Origin of the sequence: Levilactobacillus huananensis, assembly GCF_003946145.1 — a bacterium.
Classification (GTDB): Bacteria; Bacillota; Bacilli; order Lactobacillales; family Lactobacillaceae; genus Levilactobacillus; species Levilactobacillus huananensis.
Window position 1 is genome coordinate 1 of sequence record NZ_RHOC01000021.1, and the last position, 17,851, is coordinate 17,851.

The window sequence follows — 17,851 nt, forward strand, 5'->3', positions numbered from 1 at the left end:
CAAAAACAGGCGCAAGGTTTAAAGGAGACTGAGTGGGAAATGACGAAAAAGCAACGGCAACACCAAACTCGAAACCGACATGAAGATGGGGGCATGCACTTGTAATCACAAAATTAGCGATTGGTTAATTGGAATGAATGGCAGCCCTTTATACACCTTGCTATTAAGACAAAAAGGGGTACGTGGGGTGTACTCAATTGGTCGAGTGCAGACGCCAACTTTGTATATGGTCTATCAAAGAGACCAGGCAATCAAAAACTTTAAGCCGGAACCCTATTTTGAACTAAATGCGGAAATCTTAGCTAATCAGCAAAAATTTGTCGCAAAATTAGACCCCTATCAGCGATTTAAAGACGAAACAGGGCTAATGACATTCATGCGAGCTAAACACGTTCAGAAAGGCTTGCAGGACGGTTTAATCAAGGACGTCCAAAAACAAGGCAAAAAGCGTGCTAGTCCCCAACTATTCTCACTATCCAGTCTGCAAAGTGCCATGAATAAACGTTATCACGCCAGCGCCAGCCAAACCTTAGCAGCCATTCAAAGTTTATATGAAGCCAAGTTGTTGAGTTATCCCCGCACCGATTGTGCTTATATCACTGATGAAGAATTTGAGTACTTAGTGGCTAATCTGACGAAGTATCTGGGTTTAGTCTCTAAGCAAGTCGCTTTAACCAATACCACCCCAAATAAGCGCTATGTTAATGGAAAAAAGGTTGAAGAACACTACGCCATTATCATGACTAAAGTCGTCCCGACTAAAGAGAAATTAGCCAGCTTACCTAAAATACAGCAGCAAGTCTATGACTTGGTTTTAAGAACGACGTTAGCGATGTTTGCTGATCCTTACGAATATGAAGAGACCACCATTATCACCCAAGTTGGCGACGTCAATTTTGGATGTAAGCTGATTCCTGAGACAACTTTTAAGAGAGCGTATAATGAATAAATCGTCTCTCAAAAGGAAGGAATTTTTACATGCCAACTCGTTACGACAAAGAATTCAAACAAAACATCATCAACCTATATAAGCAAGGCGAATCAGCCGCCCAACTGGCCAGAGAATATGGCATTGGCTATTCAACCGTTCATAAGTGGATCCAGGGCCAAGCCAAAACTCAATCCGGTAAATCGCCAGACGAAATTAAAGCGATGGAAAAGCGGCTGGCTTCCCTGTCTGAGGAGAACGAAATCCTAAAAAAAGCCCTGGGCTTCCTTGCGCAGAAGTAACCAATATTTTTGATTACATTCACCAAGAAAGCCATCACCACCAGGTAACTAAGATGTGCCGAATCCTCGGTGTTTCCAGAGCTCAGTATTATCGTTATCGATCCCCCAAGCCTTCAAAACGCCGGGCCGAAGATGAGGACTTAAAACAACGGATTCTGCGGATCTTTGCGGAATTCAAGCAGCGATACGGTGTTATGAAGATCCACCATGAATTGAATCTGGAACTTCAACCACTGCAGCTTCGGTGCAGCCCAAGACGGATTTCCCGGCTCATGAAGGAACTGGATATCCACTCCGTTACCGTCAATAAGTGGAAAGCGGCTTCGGCTTCCAAAACCAAGGTTGAACAGTGTCCCAACTTGCTTAAGCAGGATTTCTCGACCACTGGTTTAAATCAAAAATGGACCGCTGATATGACCTATATTCAAACGAAGCGTAATGGCTGGTGTTACTTATCAACCATCATGGATCTGCACTCAAGACGAATTATCGGCTATTCATTCTCAAAAAAGATGGATACTGATTTAGTCTTAAAGACCCTGGAAAGCGCGGTTAAAAATCGAACCATTACTGGGGACCTGATTATCCACACAGACTTAGGATCACAGTACACCAGCGATGATTACAACCAACGGTTAACAGAACTACATATCCGCCACTCTTACAGCCGTAAGGGGTGTCCATACGATAATGCGCCAATGGAATCTTTTCATGCTTCCCTCAAAAAGGAGTGTGTTTATCCAGTGCCGGTCTTTGAGAATTATGAAACTGCCGCTGCCGTCCTTTTTGAATATGTGCATGCTTTCTACAATAGGAAGAGAATTCATAGTTCACTGGGCTACCAGACCCCCTTACAAGTTGAAATTGCAACACTTACGAGCCAAATGGCCGCCTGATTTAATGCTTTCCAGGGTTCAAATAAGTTATTAATCGCGATTAATGATTTATTTGAGCTGTGGAAGGTAAACGCGGTTCTGAATGTCTCTTAAAATCTGTCTCAAATATTGACTTCAATCCAAACAGCGTTCGGATTAATTTTACAATCTACCAATATATAGAACATGTTCATGATAGTGCTACTACATATTGTGCATATTGGAGTTTACTTTTTCCTGAAGCCCGGTTAGAATTTATTGGTAGTATATTAATCGGAGCTGGCATAAATAAGCAATAAGCAGCAATTCATGGAAAACTACAGCAACTAATAATTAAGTACTAAAGATATCTGGTCTTGTTTTACCTGGAGATCAAGATTTTTCCATATGGAATATAATCCGTGGAACGTAGCGTTTCATGACAACCGATTACCCATGCTTAAGTTATAACATTTTGGCTTACATATGGTGATCCAATTACTAAACATTGGTAATCTAATCATTTAAGAAAATACAGGAAGGATCAATCAAATGGATTATATAAAATCAGTTCAAACAATTAAATGGAGAGCACTTAAGGAGAAAAGGGTTAAGAAAAGCGATGGTGAAATAGTGCCGTTTTATGCTTATAAAATTACCCTAGTTCTTGATGCATTAACGAATAGGGATGATATTAAGGACCAGGTACGTGCCCGTATCTTTTCACGAGTTACCCAATCCCCCAAAACCATTTCCTCTCTCGAAATTCGCAAATGGTTTACAGGTACGCTTATCTCGATTGGAGAGGCCAAGCTTGCCAATCAATATGATGAATATCGCGCTGCTGACGTTAAGAATTGGTTGGAAGCTATTAATCCCCAGAAAAAGCTGGGGCAACTCTTTAACGGAAAAGAGACCGTTGTTCACGAAAATGCTAATAAAGATAGTAAGATTTTTAGTACTCGCCGAGATTTAACCGCTGGGATGGTCGGCAAATCACTTGGACTGACAATGATGCCTCAAACTGTTGCCAAAGCACATCTACGTGGAGATATTCATTATCATGATTTGGACTATTCTCCGTTAACATCAATGACAAATTGTTGTTTGATTGACTTTAAAAACATGCTTGCAAATGGGTTCAAGATTGGAAATGCTGATGTTGAACCTCCTAAGTCGATTCAGACAGCAACCGCCCAGATGTCACAGATTATTGCGAATGTGGCTTCAAGTCAGTATGGTGGCTGTTCATCTGATCGCACTGATGAAGTATTGGCCCCATATGCAGCTCTTAACTACCGAAAGCATCTTGCGGAGGCTAAAGATTGGGTGACACCCGATAAACGGATCGCTTTTGCAAAGGAAAAAACAAAAAAAGACATTTATGATGCTATGCAGGGGCTCGAATATGAAGTCAACACGCTGTTTTCTTCTAACGGGCAAACACCGTTTACGACAGTCGGTTTTGGGCTGGGAACTTCTTGGATTGAAAAAGAAATTCAGAAGGCAATCCTGAACGTTCGAATTAAAGGGTTGGGTAAACAACACCGAACAGCTATTTTTCCCAAATTAATTTTTACACTTAAACGTGGATTAAACTTGAAGAAAACAGATCCAAATTATGATGTTAAGGAGCTGGCCGTCGAGTGTGCAACTAAGAGGATGTACCCTGACATTTTGATGTATGACAAAATCGTCGAAATAACTGGCAACTTTAAATGTCCAATGGGGTGTCGTAGCTTCTTGCAGGGATGGAAAGATGAGAATGGAAAAGAGGTTAACAGTGGTCGGATGAATTTAGGGGTGATCACAATCAACCTACCGAGAATTGCCATTGAGTCTAAAGGCGATAAGGCTGTTTTCTGGGAAATTATGGATGATCGGATTCACCTGGCGAAACGGGCATTAATGAGTCGATTGAACCGATGTAAGCAGGCAAAGCCCGAAAATGCACCCATTTTATACGAAAATGGTGCATTTGGAAAACGTTTGAAGAAAACGGACTCAGTCGACGAGTTGTTCAAGAACAATCGGTCAACAATTTCTTTAGGCTATATTGGCCTCTACGAAGTTGGTACGGAATTTTATGGCCCACGATGGGAACATAATCGTGAGGCACACGACTTCACAGTTTTAATTGTAAAATATCTCCACGACTATTGTGCAAAGTGGGAAAAACAATATGGCTATCATTTCAGTGTCTATTCGACACCCGCTGAGTCGTTAACGGATACTTTTTGTGAAGACGACATTAAAAGATTCGGCCGGATTCCTGATATTACATCGAAGGACTATTATACCAATAGTTTTCATTATGATGTGCGCAAGAATCCGACGCCATTTGAAAAATTAGCGTTTGAAGAAGCATATCCTAAATACGCTTCCGGTGGGTTTATTCACTATTGTGAATACCCAAACCTAAAACAAAATCCGGCTGCTCTTGAAGCGGTGTGGGATTGGGCATATAACCATGTGGGGTATTTGGGAACCAATGCATCAATTGACCACTGCTTTAAGTGTGGCTTCGACGGAGATTTTAAACCAACAGCCAAAGGCTTTGAGTGTCCCAATTGTGGTAATCGGGATCCCCAAACCTGTGACGTGGTTAAGCGAACCTGTGGTTACCTGGGGAATCCCATGATTCGGCCTATGGTTCATGGTCGTCATAAGGAAATTGCTTCACGGGTTAAGAATATGAGACTGGGAGAAATGTCAAATGACAAGAAATAATCAGGTTCGGGAACCGAATAATCCACTGCCAAAACAGTGGTTAGCTTCTGAGCGCAGTCAGCACTATGTGGCAAGTTACAAGCCTTTTAATATGGTGGACGGTGAAGGCGTTCGCTGCAGTCTCTATGTTTCTGGTTGCCTTTTCAATTGTCCAGGGTGTTATAACAAGGCTGCTCAAAATTTTCATTATGGTAAACCTTATTCTAAAAAACTAGAGGATCAGATCATTGCAGATATGTCTGAAATCTATGTCCAGGGATTGACTTTGCTTGGGGGCGAACCATTTTTAAATACGCAGGTTTGTTTAAAATTATGTCGCAGGGTTCGACAAGAATTTGGTCAGACTAAGGACATCTGGTCATGGACGGGTTATACATGGGATGAATTGATGCAAGAATCATATGACAAACTTGAACTGCTTAGGTTGATCGACATTTTGGTGGATGGGCGTTTTCTTGAAACCCAAAAAGATCTGACCCTTCAGTTTAGGGGGAGTTCCAATCAGCGGATTATCGATGTTCCTAAATCTTTGGCTGCAAATAAAGTAATTATATGGGACAAACTCATAAGATGATTTGGAGGAAATATAAGTGGCTGAATTAGTAATTAGACATTTATCTGTGGCAGTTCAAGATAAAATGATTCTAGATGACGTTAACCTGAATATTCACGATGGTGAAATTCATGCGCTGATGGGTCCCAATGGAACTGGAAAGTCCACTCTGTCAGAAACGATTATGGGCAACCCCCGGTACAAGATTACCGACGGAAAAATTTTGATGGATGGTCGGAATATTGCAAAGATGAAAATTGATGAACGCGCTCGTGCGGGGATCTTTTTGGCTATGCAATACCCTGTTGAAGTAGCGGGGATTACCAATGCAGACTTTATCCACTCAGCAATGAATGCACGTACTGGTAACCAGAATGTACCGGTATTACAGTTTCTAGATCAATTACATCAGAATATGGAGATTCTTAATATTGATCCAGCATACACTGACCGTGGCCTCAATAAAGACTTTTCCGGCGGTGAGAAAAAACGTAACGAGATTCTTCAGCTTATGATGTTGAAACCAACACTGGCTATTTTGGATGAAATTGATTCGGGGCTTGACATCGATGCTCTCAAGGTGGTTGCTAAAGGAATTAATTCGATGCGTGATCGGAAGTTTAGTTGTTTGATGGTTACTCACTATCAACGATTGTTAAATTACGTTGTTCCCGACGTTGTCCACATTATGATGAATGGTCGAATTGTTAAAACTGGTGGTCCGAAGTTAGCAATGGACCTTGAAAATACCGGTTATGAAAAGCTGATATAAGGTGAGGGAGTAAAAAACTGGTGTCAATCAAAAAAGTACTCAAAACCGCTGAATTTCAACATCCACATTTTCCAAAATATTTAGGTATTCATTATACACCGGAAGACTTTGACTTTCATAGTGATCAAAATACCTGTGATTGGAAATGGCACGCAAATCAGAATGCAATCGCTGAGATTAAAGCGAAGGGCGGCCAAATAAGCCGTATCGATGCTTGCACAATCCAATCCCACCAAACACAGGAAATTTTAAATTTTATCCATACTCACAAAAAAAATCACTATGTCATTCAACATTTCTCTCAGCAAATTAGTGGTTTGGAAGTGATTATTCCGGAAAATACAATTATCCAGAAGCCACTTAACTTGAACATTGATGTTTTCAATCAACTTTCCTCGAACTATTCACTTTTACTGAACTTGGGGACTAATAGTCGTATAACAATTAACCAACAGGTTATAATTGCTGGTCAAGCCAGTAATGCTAGTTTGATAATGATTGGAAGTCAGAATGATAACAGTCAATTAAAATTGACGACCACTATCTTGAATCATTCAAATTTAAACCTCGTTTTATTTGGAAATTTGGACGCTGCTCGAGATTGTCAGACTGTTTGGTCACTGACACCTGGCATTCATGGTGGTTTATTAGGAGATGTTGCGATTAATCTCAATGGCCAAGGTAGTTTTGGTAGGCTAAACGTTTTGAAGACCGGGACTGTTTCTGATCATTGCGGGCTTCAGGCAAGTGTTAATCATTATGCACCTCACACTAAAAGCCGGATTAATATGCGAGGTGTTCTGTTTGGTAAATCAAAAGTGAACTTCACAAGCATTGGAAACATTGTCAAGGGGGCATCTGGTTCTGATGCCCAACAGGAAAGCCGATTGATGACAGTCGGAGAAACGACTCATGGTACCGTGAATCCAGTATTGTTGATTGATGAAAATGATGTTAATGCTGGGCATGCTGCCAGTGTTGGCCAATATGATTTAGACGAGCTTTACTATTTACTGAGTCGCGGAATTCCGATTATGCAGGCGAGAAAAATTTTAGTATATGACTTTATTTCACCTGTAATGCAAGAATTCGATAAGCGTATCCAAAAAATTATAACAGCTGCTATTGAAATGGGATCGGGTGAAAGTTTTAATGACAATTGATAATCATTTAGCATATTTAGATAATGCGTCAACAACGCCAGTTCCGCAGTACGTTGTTGACGTGATTGATCACTATTATCATTGTGAAAAGGTCAATGTTCATCGAGGAATGTATAAACTTGCCAATGTGGTTACTCAACAATATGAGGGTGTACGTCAAAAAGTAGCAAAATTTATCAATGCTGACGACAAAAACCAGATTGTGTTTACCAGTGGCACAACGGATAGTTTAAATATGGTTGCATTTGGTTATGCTCTATCTCATCTTCAACCGGACGACGAGATGATTGTGAGTGTGCTAGAACATCACTCGAATTTAGTCCCCTGGCAGCAGGTGGCCGCGAAATCAGGTGGTCGCTTACGAATAGTTAAAGTGGACGGCAAAGGCCATTTGGATCAAAAACAGCTAACAAAGATGATCAATCGACATACCAAGGTTGTTTCTCTAGCTATGGTATCCAACGTTCTTGGAACGTATACGGATATGAGACCCATTGCTCAAAAAGCGCACGAGATTGGAGCAGTACTAGTGGTTGATGCAGCCCAAGCAGTTGCCCATATGCCAATTGATGTTCAAAAAATGAATGTGGACTTTGTTGCATTCTCCGGTCATAAAATGTTTGGACCCACCGGAGTGGGTGTCTTATATGGAAAGTCAGAATTGTTGGAGGAGATGAACCCGGTTCGGTTTGGCGGTGAGATGATTGATCAAGTAACTAGCCGATCAGCAACGTTTCAACCGGCACCACTTAAGTTTGAAGCAGGAACTCCAAATATTGCCGGGGTGCTTGGCCTTGGTGCTGCAATTGATTATATTAATGGTATCGGTTATCCAAGCATTATGGGAACTGATCACCTTCTGGTTGAACGATTAATGTCGGAATTAAACGGTCTTAAATTTGTCACTATTTACGGATCACCAAGTGCAGATGATCATAAAGCTGTGGTCAGCTTCAACGTTGAAGGCATTCATGCCCACGACATTGCAACAATTTTGGATAGTGTGGGTGTTGCCGTCAGAGCGGGACATCATTGTGCACATCCACTCATGGATTTTTTGAGAACAGAAAGTGTTGTTCGGGCAAGTGTTAGTTTTCAAAATACTATAAAAGAAATTGATCAGTTAGTTGTCGGTATTCAAAAGGCAAGGGAGATTTTTAAATGAGTGATATACGACAATTATATCAACGAATCATTATTGACCATGCCAATTATCCCCATCACTACGGGAAGTTGGCTTGTCCTGACTTTGTGAGAACATGCCGTAATCCGGATTGCGGTGATACAATCACAGTATTTGTTTCAATTGATACTGATTGTTTTAACGAACTTAATTTCGTTGGAGATGGGTGTGCTATTAGCCAAGCATCTGCCAGTATTATGACGGATACATTAATTGACAAGACAGTTGCCGAAGCAACACAATTGATTCAAGAATTTCAAAAATTATTGCTAGGGCAACATATTACGACAGGCGATTTAGGTGACAGTGTCGTATTTGGCAAACTGAAACAGTTTCCAACTCGGGTCCGTTGTGGGGCCCTTGCATGGCATGCTGTGTCAGATGTAATTGAGGAGTGGGGGAAGAGAAGTGGCCAACAAATCAACTTCAGCAAATAAAAAAGCACTTAACCAAGAGCGCGGAGAGGTTGATAAAATTAGACCAATCCTTTCAACAGGAGTCGGGATTAATGAATCGATCATTCAAAACATTTCGATTGCCAAAAAAGAGCCGAAATGGATGCTGACACTCAGATTGAAGGCTTACAAAATATATTTGGAAAAACCATTACCTCACTTTGGTCCAGATCTTAGTCAGATTGATTTGGATCACATCAAATATTTTCAACGTGCCACCAATTATGTTGCCCGTAAGTGGAAAGATGTTCCCGATACGATCAAGGAAACTTTTGAGCGAATTGGGGTCCCTGAAGCCGAGCGGAAATATTTGGCTGGGTCGGCAGCCCAATACGAATCTGAAGCTGTTTATAGTAATCTGAAAAAAGATCTTGAAGCAAAAGGAATCATTTTTATGGATACTGATACAGCACTTCGCGAGCACCCAAATCTGGTTAGACAATACTTTGGAACCCTGGTAGCGGCATCGGACAATAAATTTTCCGCACTTAACACAGCGGTTTGGTCCGGTGGAACATTTTTATACGTGCCCAAGGGTGTGCACGCAGACGTCCCAATTCAGAGCTATTTTCGGATTAATGCCGGAAGAACTGGTCAATTCGAACGGACTTTGATAATCGTTGATGAAGGCGGATCTGTCAACTATGTTGAAGGATGCACTGCGCCAAATTATTCAGAAGATAGCCTCCATGCGGCTGTGGTTGAGGTGTTTGTGAAGAAAGGCGGCCGTTGTCGGTATACAACTATTCAAAATTGGTCGACAAATGTTTATAGTTTAGAAACCAAGCGTGCGCAGGCCGATGAAAATAGTTCGATGGAATGGGTTGACGGTAATTTGGGATCTAAAGTTACAATGAAATATCCAAGTATTTACTTAGCCGGCCACGGTGCCTCAGGTTCAATGTTGTCAATTGCAGCTGCTGGAAGTCAAATGCACCAAGATACTGGGGCCAAAATGATCCATATGGCTCCGGACACTCATAGTACCATTGTTTCAAAATCTATTTGTCATGATGGTGGTCGGGCTGACTATCGGGGCCTGATTAAGTACATCCAACAAGCAGACAATGCTCATTCTCACGTGGAGTGCGACACCATTTTAATGGATGATCAAAGTGGTAGTGATACCTTTCCAGTGAACGATATTGAAACTAGTAATGGGACGATCGAGCATGAGGCAAGGGTCTCCAAGATTTCTGAGGAACAACTTTATTATTTAGAAAGTCGTGGAATTGATGAATCTACTGCCACACAATTAATTGTCATGGGATTTCTAGACCCCTTTACAAAACAATTACCCATGGAGTATGCGGTTGAATTAAATCGCTTGATTAGATATCAAATGAGTGGGAGTATTGGCTAACTTTGATCATCACGTTGTATCAACATTAGTACAAAAACTCCAATTTATGTAGGACAGAGTATTCAACTGAATACTTCCAATCACTTTCATGGTATAGAGACAGGATGGATGTAAGCTGATTCCTGAGACAACTTTTAAGAGAGCGTATAATGAATAAATCGTCTCTCAAAAGGAAGGAATTTTTACATGCCAACTCGTTACGACAAAGAATTCAAACAAAACATCATCAACCTATATAAACAAGGCGAATCAGCCGCCCAACTGGCCAGAGAATATGGCATTGGCTATTCAACCGTTCATAAGTGGATCCAGGGCCAAGCCAAAACTCAATCCGGTAAATCGCCAGACGAAATTAAAGCGATGGAAAAGCGACTGGCTTCGCTGTCTGAGGAGAACGAAATCCTAAAAAAAGCCCTGGGCTTCCTTGCGCAGAAGTAACCAATATTTTTGATTACATTCACCAAGAAAGCCATCACCACCAGGTAACCAAGATGTGCCGAATCCTCGGTGTTTCCAGAGCTCAGTATTATCGTTATCGATCCCCCAAACCTTCAAAACGCCGGGCCGAAGATGCGGACTTGAAACAACGGATTCTGCGGATCTTTGCGGAATTTAAGCAGCGATACGGTGTTATGAAGATCCACCATGAATTGAATCTGGAACTTCAACCACTGCAGCGTCGGTGCAGCCCAAGACGGATTTCCCGGCTCATGAAGGAACTGGATATCCACTCCGTTACCGTCAATAAATGGAAAGCGGCTTCGGCTTCCAAAACCAAGGTTGAACAGCGTCCCAACTTGCTTAAGCAGGATTTCTCGACCACTGGTTTAAATCAAAAATGGACCGCTGATATGACCTATATTCAAACGAAGCGTAATGGCTGGTGTTACTTATCAACCATCATGGATCTGCACTCAAGACGAATTATCGGCTATTCATTCTCAAAAAAGATGGATACTGATTTAGTCTTAAAGACCCTGGAAAGCGCGGTTAAAAATCGAACCATTACTGGGGACCTGATTATCCACACAGACTTAGGATCACAGTACACCAGCGATGATTACAACCAACGGTTAACAGAACTACATATCCGCCACTCTTACAGCCGTAAGGGGTGTCCATACGATAATGCACCAATGGAATCTTTTCATGCTTCCCTCAAAAAGGAATGTGTTTATCCAGTGCCGGTCTTTGAGAATTATGAAACTGCCGCTGCCGTCCTTTTTGAATATGTGGATGTAAGCTGATTCCTGAGACAGCTTCTAAGAACGTTTGAATCTTTGATGGGTAAGACAACTTGTTGCATAAGCTGTTAGTTCCTTTACTTTAAAATTAATTTAGTTGCAGAAAACCTAAAAATCGAATATTATAATGTAGTACGATGGTAAACTTAAAGGAGGCGGATTAGAATGAGTAATACTATTATTAAAAACAAGACAATTTCAACTCGTGTAACACCTGACATTAGTGAACGGGCTAAAGCTAATCTAGCAAAACAAGGGCTAACCGTTTCTGAGTATATACGCTTATCGTTAGTTAAAGCGGCCAATAATGAAGTTCGATTAGTCAGCTTTTTAGATTCTCCGGAAGCCTTAGCCGCTAAAAAAGAAGCAGAAACAGGGCAGGTCAAAAACATTGGTTCATTGACTGACTTTGAAGATTGGATCGATAAGTTAGATGCAAATTAAACAGACCAAATCTTTTGAACGTGAATTAAAAAAACTAGTCAAAAAACATTTCCCAATAACTGTCTTGAAGCCTTGTTTAGAAGCAATCGTTGAACAAGATGTACTTGTTTTGAAACAGATTAAAGATCATGCATTAAAAGGAAATTGGCGTGGCTATCGTGAATTTCACCCTGCCAGATATGGCAACTATGGTAAAAATTATGACAACTGGATTGTTATTTATCAGCTAGATCATGATGAATTGATTTTGTTATTGGTTGCAACTGGCTCCCATGAAATCTTGAATCAATAGCTATAGTTTAGGGGCACTTATAAAAAAATAAATTAAAATAGCCCCCAATATCTATAATGTAGATATTGGGGGCTATTTTAACAACGTTTTTGAGGGGTTATTTGTGCCTTTTAATCGCCCCTATAAAACAGCCCCCGTTATCTAGTGGATAGATAATAGGGGCTGTTTTTTTGTTTAATGGTATTATAGGTACTATATTAGTATGAATATATTGGAGAAATAACATGTATAAAAACATCAAATAAATCGTCAGCGGATTGGGCGCTTTTATAATTGCCCAATGGCTCTATCATACTCTGTCACAATATCCAAACATCAATATTTGGCTGGCTAGACTGCTTCCTATTCTTATCATTTTTATTGTGTTCTTTTCTCTGCAATGGATAATCAACACATTTGAAAAGTAACCTTATAAATTTTAGTTATTATATTGGGCTGAAACCCTTGCTACAAGCGGACTAGCAAAAATGCAAGCTCGACAAAAACATAACTAAATAATCTATTGCTCTTATGATGATATTTTACCAAACGAGAAAAACTAGTCCGGAATATCAGCATAAGAGCAAGTGTGTTAATCAGTCCGTATTAGATAGTTTTCCGTCGACAATTTTGTAGACATTATCAGAAAACTCTCGCAGACGATCATCGTGCGTGACGATGACGACTGCTTTTTCCTCGTCATGCGCAATATTAGCAAAAAGTTGGCCAACTTCTTTGACACGTGCCGTATCTAATGCTGCCGTAGGTTCATCGGCTAGGATGATCGCCGGGTCTGTATACAACGCACGGGCAATTGCAACGCGCTGTTGTTGACCGCCAGACAATTCGCCAGGGTATTTGTTTAATAATTTTTGAATGCCTAGCGTTTCAATAATTTTGTCAAATCCATCTTGACTGAGGTTATTGTTAGGCTTCACCTGGTCAACAAGTTTGAATTGGTCTGCTACGGTTAAATATGGCACGAGATTGTACGCCTGTAAGACGAAACCGATTTGTTCAAGTCGTGTTTTTTCGGCTTCTTTGGTACTCAAATCACTGATGTCGTGACCATTCAAACGAACTGAGCCGTCTGTTGGTGTCTGTAACCCGCCTAAAATGGTTAGCAAGGTACTTTTACCAGATCCTGAAGGACCAATGATAAGCGACACCTCACCAGCTTTAAACGCTAAACTGACGTCTTCTAGTGCCGTAACTAAATTGGTTTTCTGACCAAATTGTTTCGTCACGTGTTCAAGGGCTAGTTTTTCTTCACGCATCTTTTTAACCTCCAATTACTGATACCGGATCAATCTTACTAATCACACGAATCGGAATGATTGCACCCAGTAACCCGGTTACCATCAATCCGGCCGCAATGAGTCCCATCAATCCCCAATCAAATGCCATTGGTACGCTATCTGGAATCCCAAATTCAGTTAATGCCGATAGTACAGCACCAACGACGATACCAGTTGCCATAATAAAGAACGTCTCAAATAACGTATTTTGGGCCAAGAAACGATTTGGAATGCCTTGTGCACGCAAAACTGCCAAGTTAGGCAATTTTTGAACCGTTAGAATGTAGAGGAAGATGGTAATCACAATCAATGAAATGACAATCAGGAAGCCAATCATGAGACCAAACGTCGCTTTTTGCGGTGTATAACCTGGCAATTTATTGATAAAGGCTTGGTATGAATAAGTCTTTAATGCTTTATCATCGACCGATTGTGACGTTTTTGAAGTAACTACGCTACCTTGGAATTGATCTGACACGCCCTTAATGACACGCCATTGCGCTAACGCGCCATAAATAACAGGTGCGGTGTTATACGTGGCATTTTTCGCATAACCCACGATTTTATATTTCGTATCAGATAACCCAATCGAAATTTTATCCCCCATACCGTAAATATCCTTATCAACTGAGTCAGCGAGGACGACTTCGTTAGCTGCCTTTGGCAAGTGCCCCTTGGTTAATTGTAGGTTTTTAGCGATGTACTCGTCGTTATTCATCCCAACGAATTGTGCGGATTCACGTTTTCCGCCAATTTTCATATTAACTGGTGTAATGCCAAGTGTTGCGGTTTTGTCGTCGCTTAACTGATCCACCTGTTTCGTTGTCAGTAATGACTGTCCGGCATTGCCATTAGCGTCTTTGGTCATTACAAAGGACTTAGACTGCCAGCTGTCCACCGCAGCGGTGTTAGCTGTTGCCAGCCCGAGCGCCAGGGCACTTAAAATGAAAATCAAATAACTGATTAAGACGACGACTGTTAGAATCAAGCCGTACCGTAGTTTTTCTTTTTTAATCTCTCTAATTGCTAAAAACATTTGTTCCTCCTGTATTTGTTGCAGTTCAGCAAACTTACTATACACAAGTATACATGCTCTTATGATGAGATTCCGGACTAGTTTTGCTAGTTTGGTAAAATATCATCATAGGAGCATTTTTATTTATGGTTACACGTTATGAAGAGGACTTAAAAAAGTCCATTGTGGAGATGGTTAAAGCGGGACGACGATCCGATGAATTATCCAAGGAATACGGTCCTTCAGCCGATTCAATTCGGAATTGGGTTAAAGGCGCTAAATCAGTTGAGCTAGAAGACGGTACTGAAGTAACGTCCAAAGAATTCAAACAACTTCAAAGGGAAAATCAGCGATTAAAGGAGGAACTTGAAATTTTAAAAGCTGCGGCGGTGTTACTGGGAAAGCATTAGGACGAATTAATTGCCTTGTCTTCATAGAAGATCAGTTATTGCGACACCGCTTATCAATTATTCTTTCGGCACTGAAATTACCGCGCAGCACCTATTACCATTGGAAAAGATATCAACCTAGTCAACACGAACGTGTTGATAATCAGCTCAAAGAAAAAATTGAATTGATTTGGGAAAATAATTATCGTGCCTATGGTTATCCACGAATAACGATGGTGCTTCGCAAGTCAGGCATCTGTGTTGGGTCAAAACGAATTTTACGATTAATGAGGGAAATGGAGATTCACTCTTTAATGAATCGGCGATTTAAAAAACCTGGCACTCATGTGGATCATTCACAACGCCCCAATTTAATCAAGCACCAGCCCAATGCAAGGATATGGCGTGCTGACATTACTTATTTGGAATTACGTCCAGGAACCTGGGTTTATCTCAGTTCTATTTACGAACCAAAGGTTCATCAAGTTCTTGCTTTCAAGATTGGTCGTCAGATGGAGGCGACGTTAGTTGTAGAAACGATTAATCAGGCGCTTGAATGTCATCAAAAGCCACAATATTTTCACTCTGACATGGGTTCACAGTACACCAGCAACGAAGTTGAAACTTTACTTGAACGGCATCAGATTAGCCACTCATACTCAAAACAAGGTTATCCTTATGATAATGGGCCAATTGAAGCTTTTCACTCATTGTTGAAGAGAGAGTTTGCCTTTCAAACAACTTTTTCCAATTTTGAGGACTTGGTAATCCGAACCTCAAATTACATCAGTTGGTTTAATTCCGACAGAATTAGAACGAGTGTTTAGAAAAAGATGTGCCATTTATTGACATAGGAGCAATATTCATACCGGCGCCAATCATTGCACCCAACATATCACGCCGAGAAATAGATGCTTGGGCAAAGATTGCTTGCAAGCGTTTAGACAATTTATCACTAGGACTAGCGTTAGCTAGCATTTCATCAATTGCTTGGTAAAAGGTAGATGATGCAGTATATGTTGCTATATTCACTAGTGACAAAACTAGAGTTGACCAAATCCTTCAATTGATTGGCAACGACAATGTTGAATGTACTGATTATCTTGAAGATAACTTTTTTGCTTGGATGTTTTGGAAATATGATCGAAACAACAGGCAAATTAATTCTGATATTGGATTGCCAGCAATGAATGCGTTCTCGGGAACAATTCAACGAGATGATTTGCAAGATATGATAATTGGTCGCTCACCTAATATTACTGATTTATCAGTCTTAAAGATGCATATCGCCCGACAGTTTCCATTGAGAAGTGTCGGAATGGAGTTAACTGAGCGTGGTAACAAGGTATATTTTAAAGTTGATGTTCATAATCAAATTGTTGTTGATACGAGAAAATCTAAAATGGTTAGCGATGGGATAACTGATACCGTTTTGGTGGAATTAAAAGAATATCCACTAATAGTGTATATCTATAGTTACATTATTCCACTGCTCAATGGCCTGTATGAAAGTGAAGAGCCAGATTTCACAGAACAATTAAATTCCTATAGTAAAGACTTAGCAAAGGAGATTATTCTTGATTTAATTGGAGCAACGGGTATTGATATACAAGAATTTGATAAATTAGCTATGAAGCTTTAGTTGTACTAATTGCAAATGGGACTACGGAAACTTTTAATAGATTTATCGAAAAGTTCAGCTAATCACTGTTTTTTTTGCATATGGTCAGGAGGTGGCGATATCATGATTAATTCATAGTAAATACGGGTATGAGTTTCCGGAGTGGGCACAGGCGGGTGCTCGGCTCGATAAGATGGTGTAAGGATAATAGACGTCGTGCTAAATAGCGTGGCGTTTTTATTTTGCCCAAAATTTGGAGGTGGCCGGCATGGGCCAGATGGTAAATAGCAGATTTGGCCTTGTCAGTCGCACAGAGACACGTTGCTTGGGTGACTTAGAACATCAGCTTAAAGATGGACGGTGGTAACGTAAAAAGCCGCAGCGACCACATAAGCCGCGTATTACAGTGTGGAGAAAAAACAGGGTAACAAGCGTGAAAAAATAAAAGAAGACCAGATTTTGGTCTTCTTAAAAATGATAATTTATTTATCGTCTTTATCTAACTTTTCCTTTACGTTATCAACCGTATCTTTAACAGCATCTTTGGCATCTGACAGTTTATCTTTAGCCTTACCTAGAATACCTTGACCCTTACCTTCAGCTTCGCGGGCCTTGTCGTTCGTAACCTTGCCTTCAACTTCTTTAGCTTTTCCACTTACCTTATCTTTGGTGCTATCAATTTTGTCATCTAGACTCATAATATAACCTCCCATAATGTATTTGTTACAACAGTATTATTCCACATTTTAATTTGCTTGTCTAATAAGGAGATCCTACAAGAGATAGTGTGAATGACACTTATAAGGTAGATTGCAAATTTAATCCGAATTTTTGGACAAATTTGTCAGCATAACCTGATACGGTGTTTGCCAGTCGAGTATTTTAAGCGGTCGCTGGTTAATTTGGAGTAACGTCGTCGTTAAATCTTGAGCACTAATGTGCTCAAAACGAGTCCCTTTAGGATAAAAATAACGTAAATTCCGATTAAAGCGTTCATTACTACCACGTTCAGCTGGCGTATAAGCATGGCAGTAATAGGTCTTAATACCATATTGTGATTCAAGTGATACTAGCCCACTAAACTCAGTGCCACGGTCCACAGTAAAGCTGTGCACCGGACCATTAAAAGTGGTTAGGAACTTAGTTAGTGCTTCATTAACAGTCGCTGTCGTCCGATCTTTTAACCGGCATGCCCAAAGGAACCGTGATTTGCGATCGATTAAAGTTAATAAAACTGCCTTACTATGCCCACGAGGACCAACGACT

The 17,851-nt window shown here is 40.6% G+C and carries 18 protein-coding genes and 3 pseudogenes; 17 read left to right on the top strand and 4 right to left on the bottom strand.

Annotation, left to right across the window (positions count from 1 at the left end; all coding sequences use genetic code 11):
* The 15 genes and pseudogenes from EKM71_RS11315 to EKM71_RS10680 form a co-directional block, all read left to right on the top strand.
* Nucleotides 1-105, top strand: a pseudogene (locus EKM71_RS11315) (nicking enzyme TraA protein); the annotation flags it as partial.
* A 4-nt stretch (nt 106-109) separates the two neighbouring features.
* Nucleotides 110-898, top strand: a pseudogene (locus tag EKM71_RS10615) (DNA topoisomerase); the annotation flags it as partial.
* Between the two features lie 80 nt (nt 899-978).
* On the top strand, nt 979-1,230 hold the full coding sequence (locus tag EKM71_RS11240) for an IS3 family transposase (RefSeq protein ID WP_002816285.1): 252 nt from the start codon (nt 979-981) through the stop codon (nt 1,228-1,230).
* A gap of 17 nt (nt 1,231-1,247) precedes the next feature.
* Nucleotides 1,248-2,126, top strand: coding sequence for an IS3 family transposase (locus EKM71_RS10625; protein ID WP_263853571.1), 879 nt, complete (start codon nt 1,248-1,250; stop codon nt 2,124-2,126).
* Nucleotides 2,127-2,636: 510 nt separating this feature from the next.
* Complete coding sequence (gene nrdD, locus EKM71_RS10630) at nt 2,637-4,814, top strand: anaerobic ribonucleoside-triphosphate reductase (protein ID WP_020090224.1); 2,178 nt, start codon at nt 2,637-2,639, stop codon at nt 4,812-4,814.
* Nucleotides 4,801-5,388 (top strand): anaerobic ribonucleoside-triphosphate reductase activating protein, encoded by a 588-nt coding sequence (gene nrdG, locus EKM71_RS10635; RefSeq protein ID WP_020090225.1) that lies wholly within the window; start codon nt 4,801-4,803, stop codon nt 5,386-5,388. The genes nrdD and nrdG overlap by 14 nt, the downstream gene beginning before the upstream one ends.
* A 16-nt stretch (nt 5,389-5,404) precedes the next feature.
* A complete protein-coding gene (gene sufC, locus EKM71_RS10640) occupies nt 5,405-6,139 on the top strand; it encodes a Fe-S cluster assembly ATPase SufC (RefSeq protein ID WP_020090226.1) in 735 nt (244 codons plus the stop codon).
* A 20-nt stretch (nt 6,140-6,159) separates the two neighbouring features.
* Complete coding sequence (locus EKM71_RS10645) at nt 6,160-7,302, top strand: SufD family Fe-S cluster assembly protein (RefSeq protein WP_125574567.1); 1,143 nt, start codon at nt 6,160-6,162, stop codon at nt 7,300-7,302.
* Nucleotides 7,292-8,467 (top strand): aminotransferase class V-fold PLP-dependent enzyme, encoded by a 1,176-nt coding sequence (locus EKM71_RS10650; protein WP_125574568.1) that lies wholly within the window; start codon nt 7,292-7,294, stop codon nt 8,465-8,467. The genes EKM71_RS10645 and EKM71_RS10650 overlap by 11 nt, the downstream gene beginning before the upstream one ends.
* The gene (gene sufU, locus EKM71_RS10655) at nt 8,464-8,922 is read left to right on the top strand and encodes a Fe-S cluster assembly sulfur transfer protein SufU (protein WP_020090229.1); all 459 of its coding nucleotides are present in this window, start codon (nt 8,464-8,466) and stop codon (nt 8,920-8,922) included. The genes EKM71_RS10650 and sufU overlap by 4 nt, the downstream gene beginning before the upstream one ends.
* Nucleotides 8,923-8,959: 37 nt before the next feature.
* On the top strand, nt 8,960-10,303 hold the full coding sequence (gene sufB / locus EKM71_RS10660) for a Fe-S cluster assembly protein SufB (RefSeq protein ID WP_404819441.1): 1,344 nt from the start codon (nt 8,960-8,962) through the stop codon (nt 10,301-10,303).
* 186 nt (nt 10,304-10,489) lie between these two features.
* Nucleotides 10,490-10,741: an IS3 family transposase gene (locus tag EKM71_RS11245; RefSeq protein ID WP_002816285.1), complete on the top strand. Its 252-nt coding sequence runs from the start codon at nt 10,490-10,492 to the stop codon at nt 10,739-10,741.
* A 17-nt stretch (nt 10,742-10,758) separates the two neighbouring features.
* On the top strand, nt 10,759-11,550 hold the full coding sequence (locus tag EKM71_RS10670) for an IS3 family transposase (protein WP_263853572.1): 792 nt from the start codon (nt 10,759-10,761) through the stop codon (nt 11,548-11,550).
* Nucleotides 11,551-11,712: 162 nt separating this feature from the next.
* Nucleotides 11,713-11,991 (top strand): plasmid mobilization protein, encoded by a 279-nt coding sequence (locus EKM71_RS10675; protein WP_003625288.1) that lies wholly within the window; start codon nt 11,713-11,715, stop codon nt 11,989-11,991.
* Nucleotides 11,981-12,283 carry a type II toxin-antitoxin system YafQ family toxin gene (locus EKM71_RS10680; RefSeq protein ID WP_005917927.1) on the top strand — a complete coding sequence of 101 codons (303 nt, stop codon included), beginning with the start codon at nt 11,981-11,983 and terminating at the stop codon, nt 12,281-12,283. Before EKM71_RS10675 ends, EKM71_RS10680 begins: the two co-directional genes overlap by 11 nt.
* Before the next feature lie 575 nt (nt 12,284-12,858).
* Here the strand turns inward: EKM71_RS10680 and EKM71_RS10685 are convergent.
* Together EKM71_RS10685 and EKM71_RS10690 are read right to left on the bottom strand one after the other, a co-directional pair.
* Nucleotides 12,859-13,539 (bottom strand): ABC transporter ATP-binding protein, encoded by a 681-nt coding sequence (locus EKM71_RS10685; RefSeq protein WP_046811108.1) that lies wholly within the window; start codon nt 13,537-13,539, stop codon nt 12,859-12,861.
* Nucleotides 13,540-13,543: 4 nt separating this feature from the next.
* Nucleotides 13,544-14,596: an ABC transporter permease gene (locus EKM71_RS10690; RefSeq protein ID WP_046811107.1), complete on the bottom strand. Its 1,053-nt coding sequence runs from the start codon at nt 14,594-14,596 to the stop codon at nt 13,544-13,546.
* Nucleotides 14,597-14,721: 125 nt separating this feature from the next.
* Between EKM71_RS10690 and EKM71_RS10695 the strand changes: the two genes are divergently transcribed.
* Both EKM71_RS10695 and EKM71_RS10705 read left to right on the top strand, forming a co-directional pair.
* Nucleotides 14,722-15,791, top strand: a protein-coding gene (locus EKM71_RS10695) for an IS3 family transposase (RefSeq protein ID WP_112278733.1) whose coding sequence is annotated in 2 segments (ribosomal slippage) — nt 14,722-14,950 and nt 14,950-15,791 — 1,071 coding nt in all. Because the reading frame shifts where the segments join, the coding sequence is not laid out codon by codon here.
* A gap of 239 nt (nt 15,792-16,030) precedes the next feature.
* Nucleotides 16,031-16,606 carry a hypothetical protein gene (locus tag EKM71_RS10705; protein WP_035457754.1) on the top strand — a complete coding sequence of 192 codons (576 nt, stop codon included), beginning with the start codon at nt 16,031-16,033 and terminating at the stop codon, nt 16,604-16,606.
* Between the two features lie 461 nt (nt 16,607-17,067).
* Here the strand turns inward: EKM71_RS10705 and EKM71_RS10710 are convergent, their stop codons facing one another.
* Entirely contained in the window at nt 17,068-17,283 is a 216-nt protein-coding gene (locus EKM71_RS10710) for a CsbD family protein (RefSeq protein ID WP_003680381.1), read from the bottom strand.
* 120 nt (nt 17,284-17,403) lie between these two features.
* Nucleotides 17,404-17,851 (bottom strand): annotated as a pseudogene (locus tag EKM71_RS10715) (IS30-like element ISLpl1 family transposase); the annotation flags it as partial.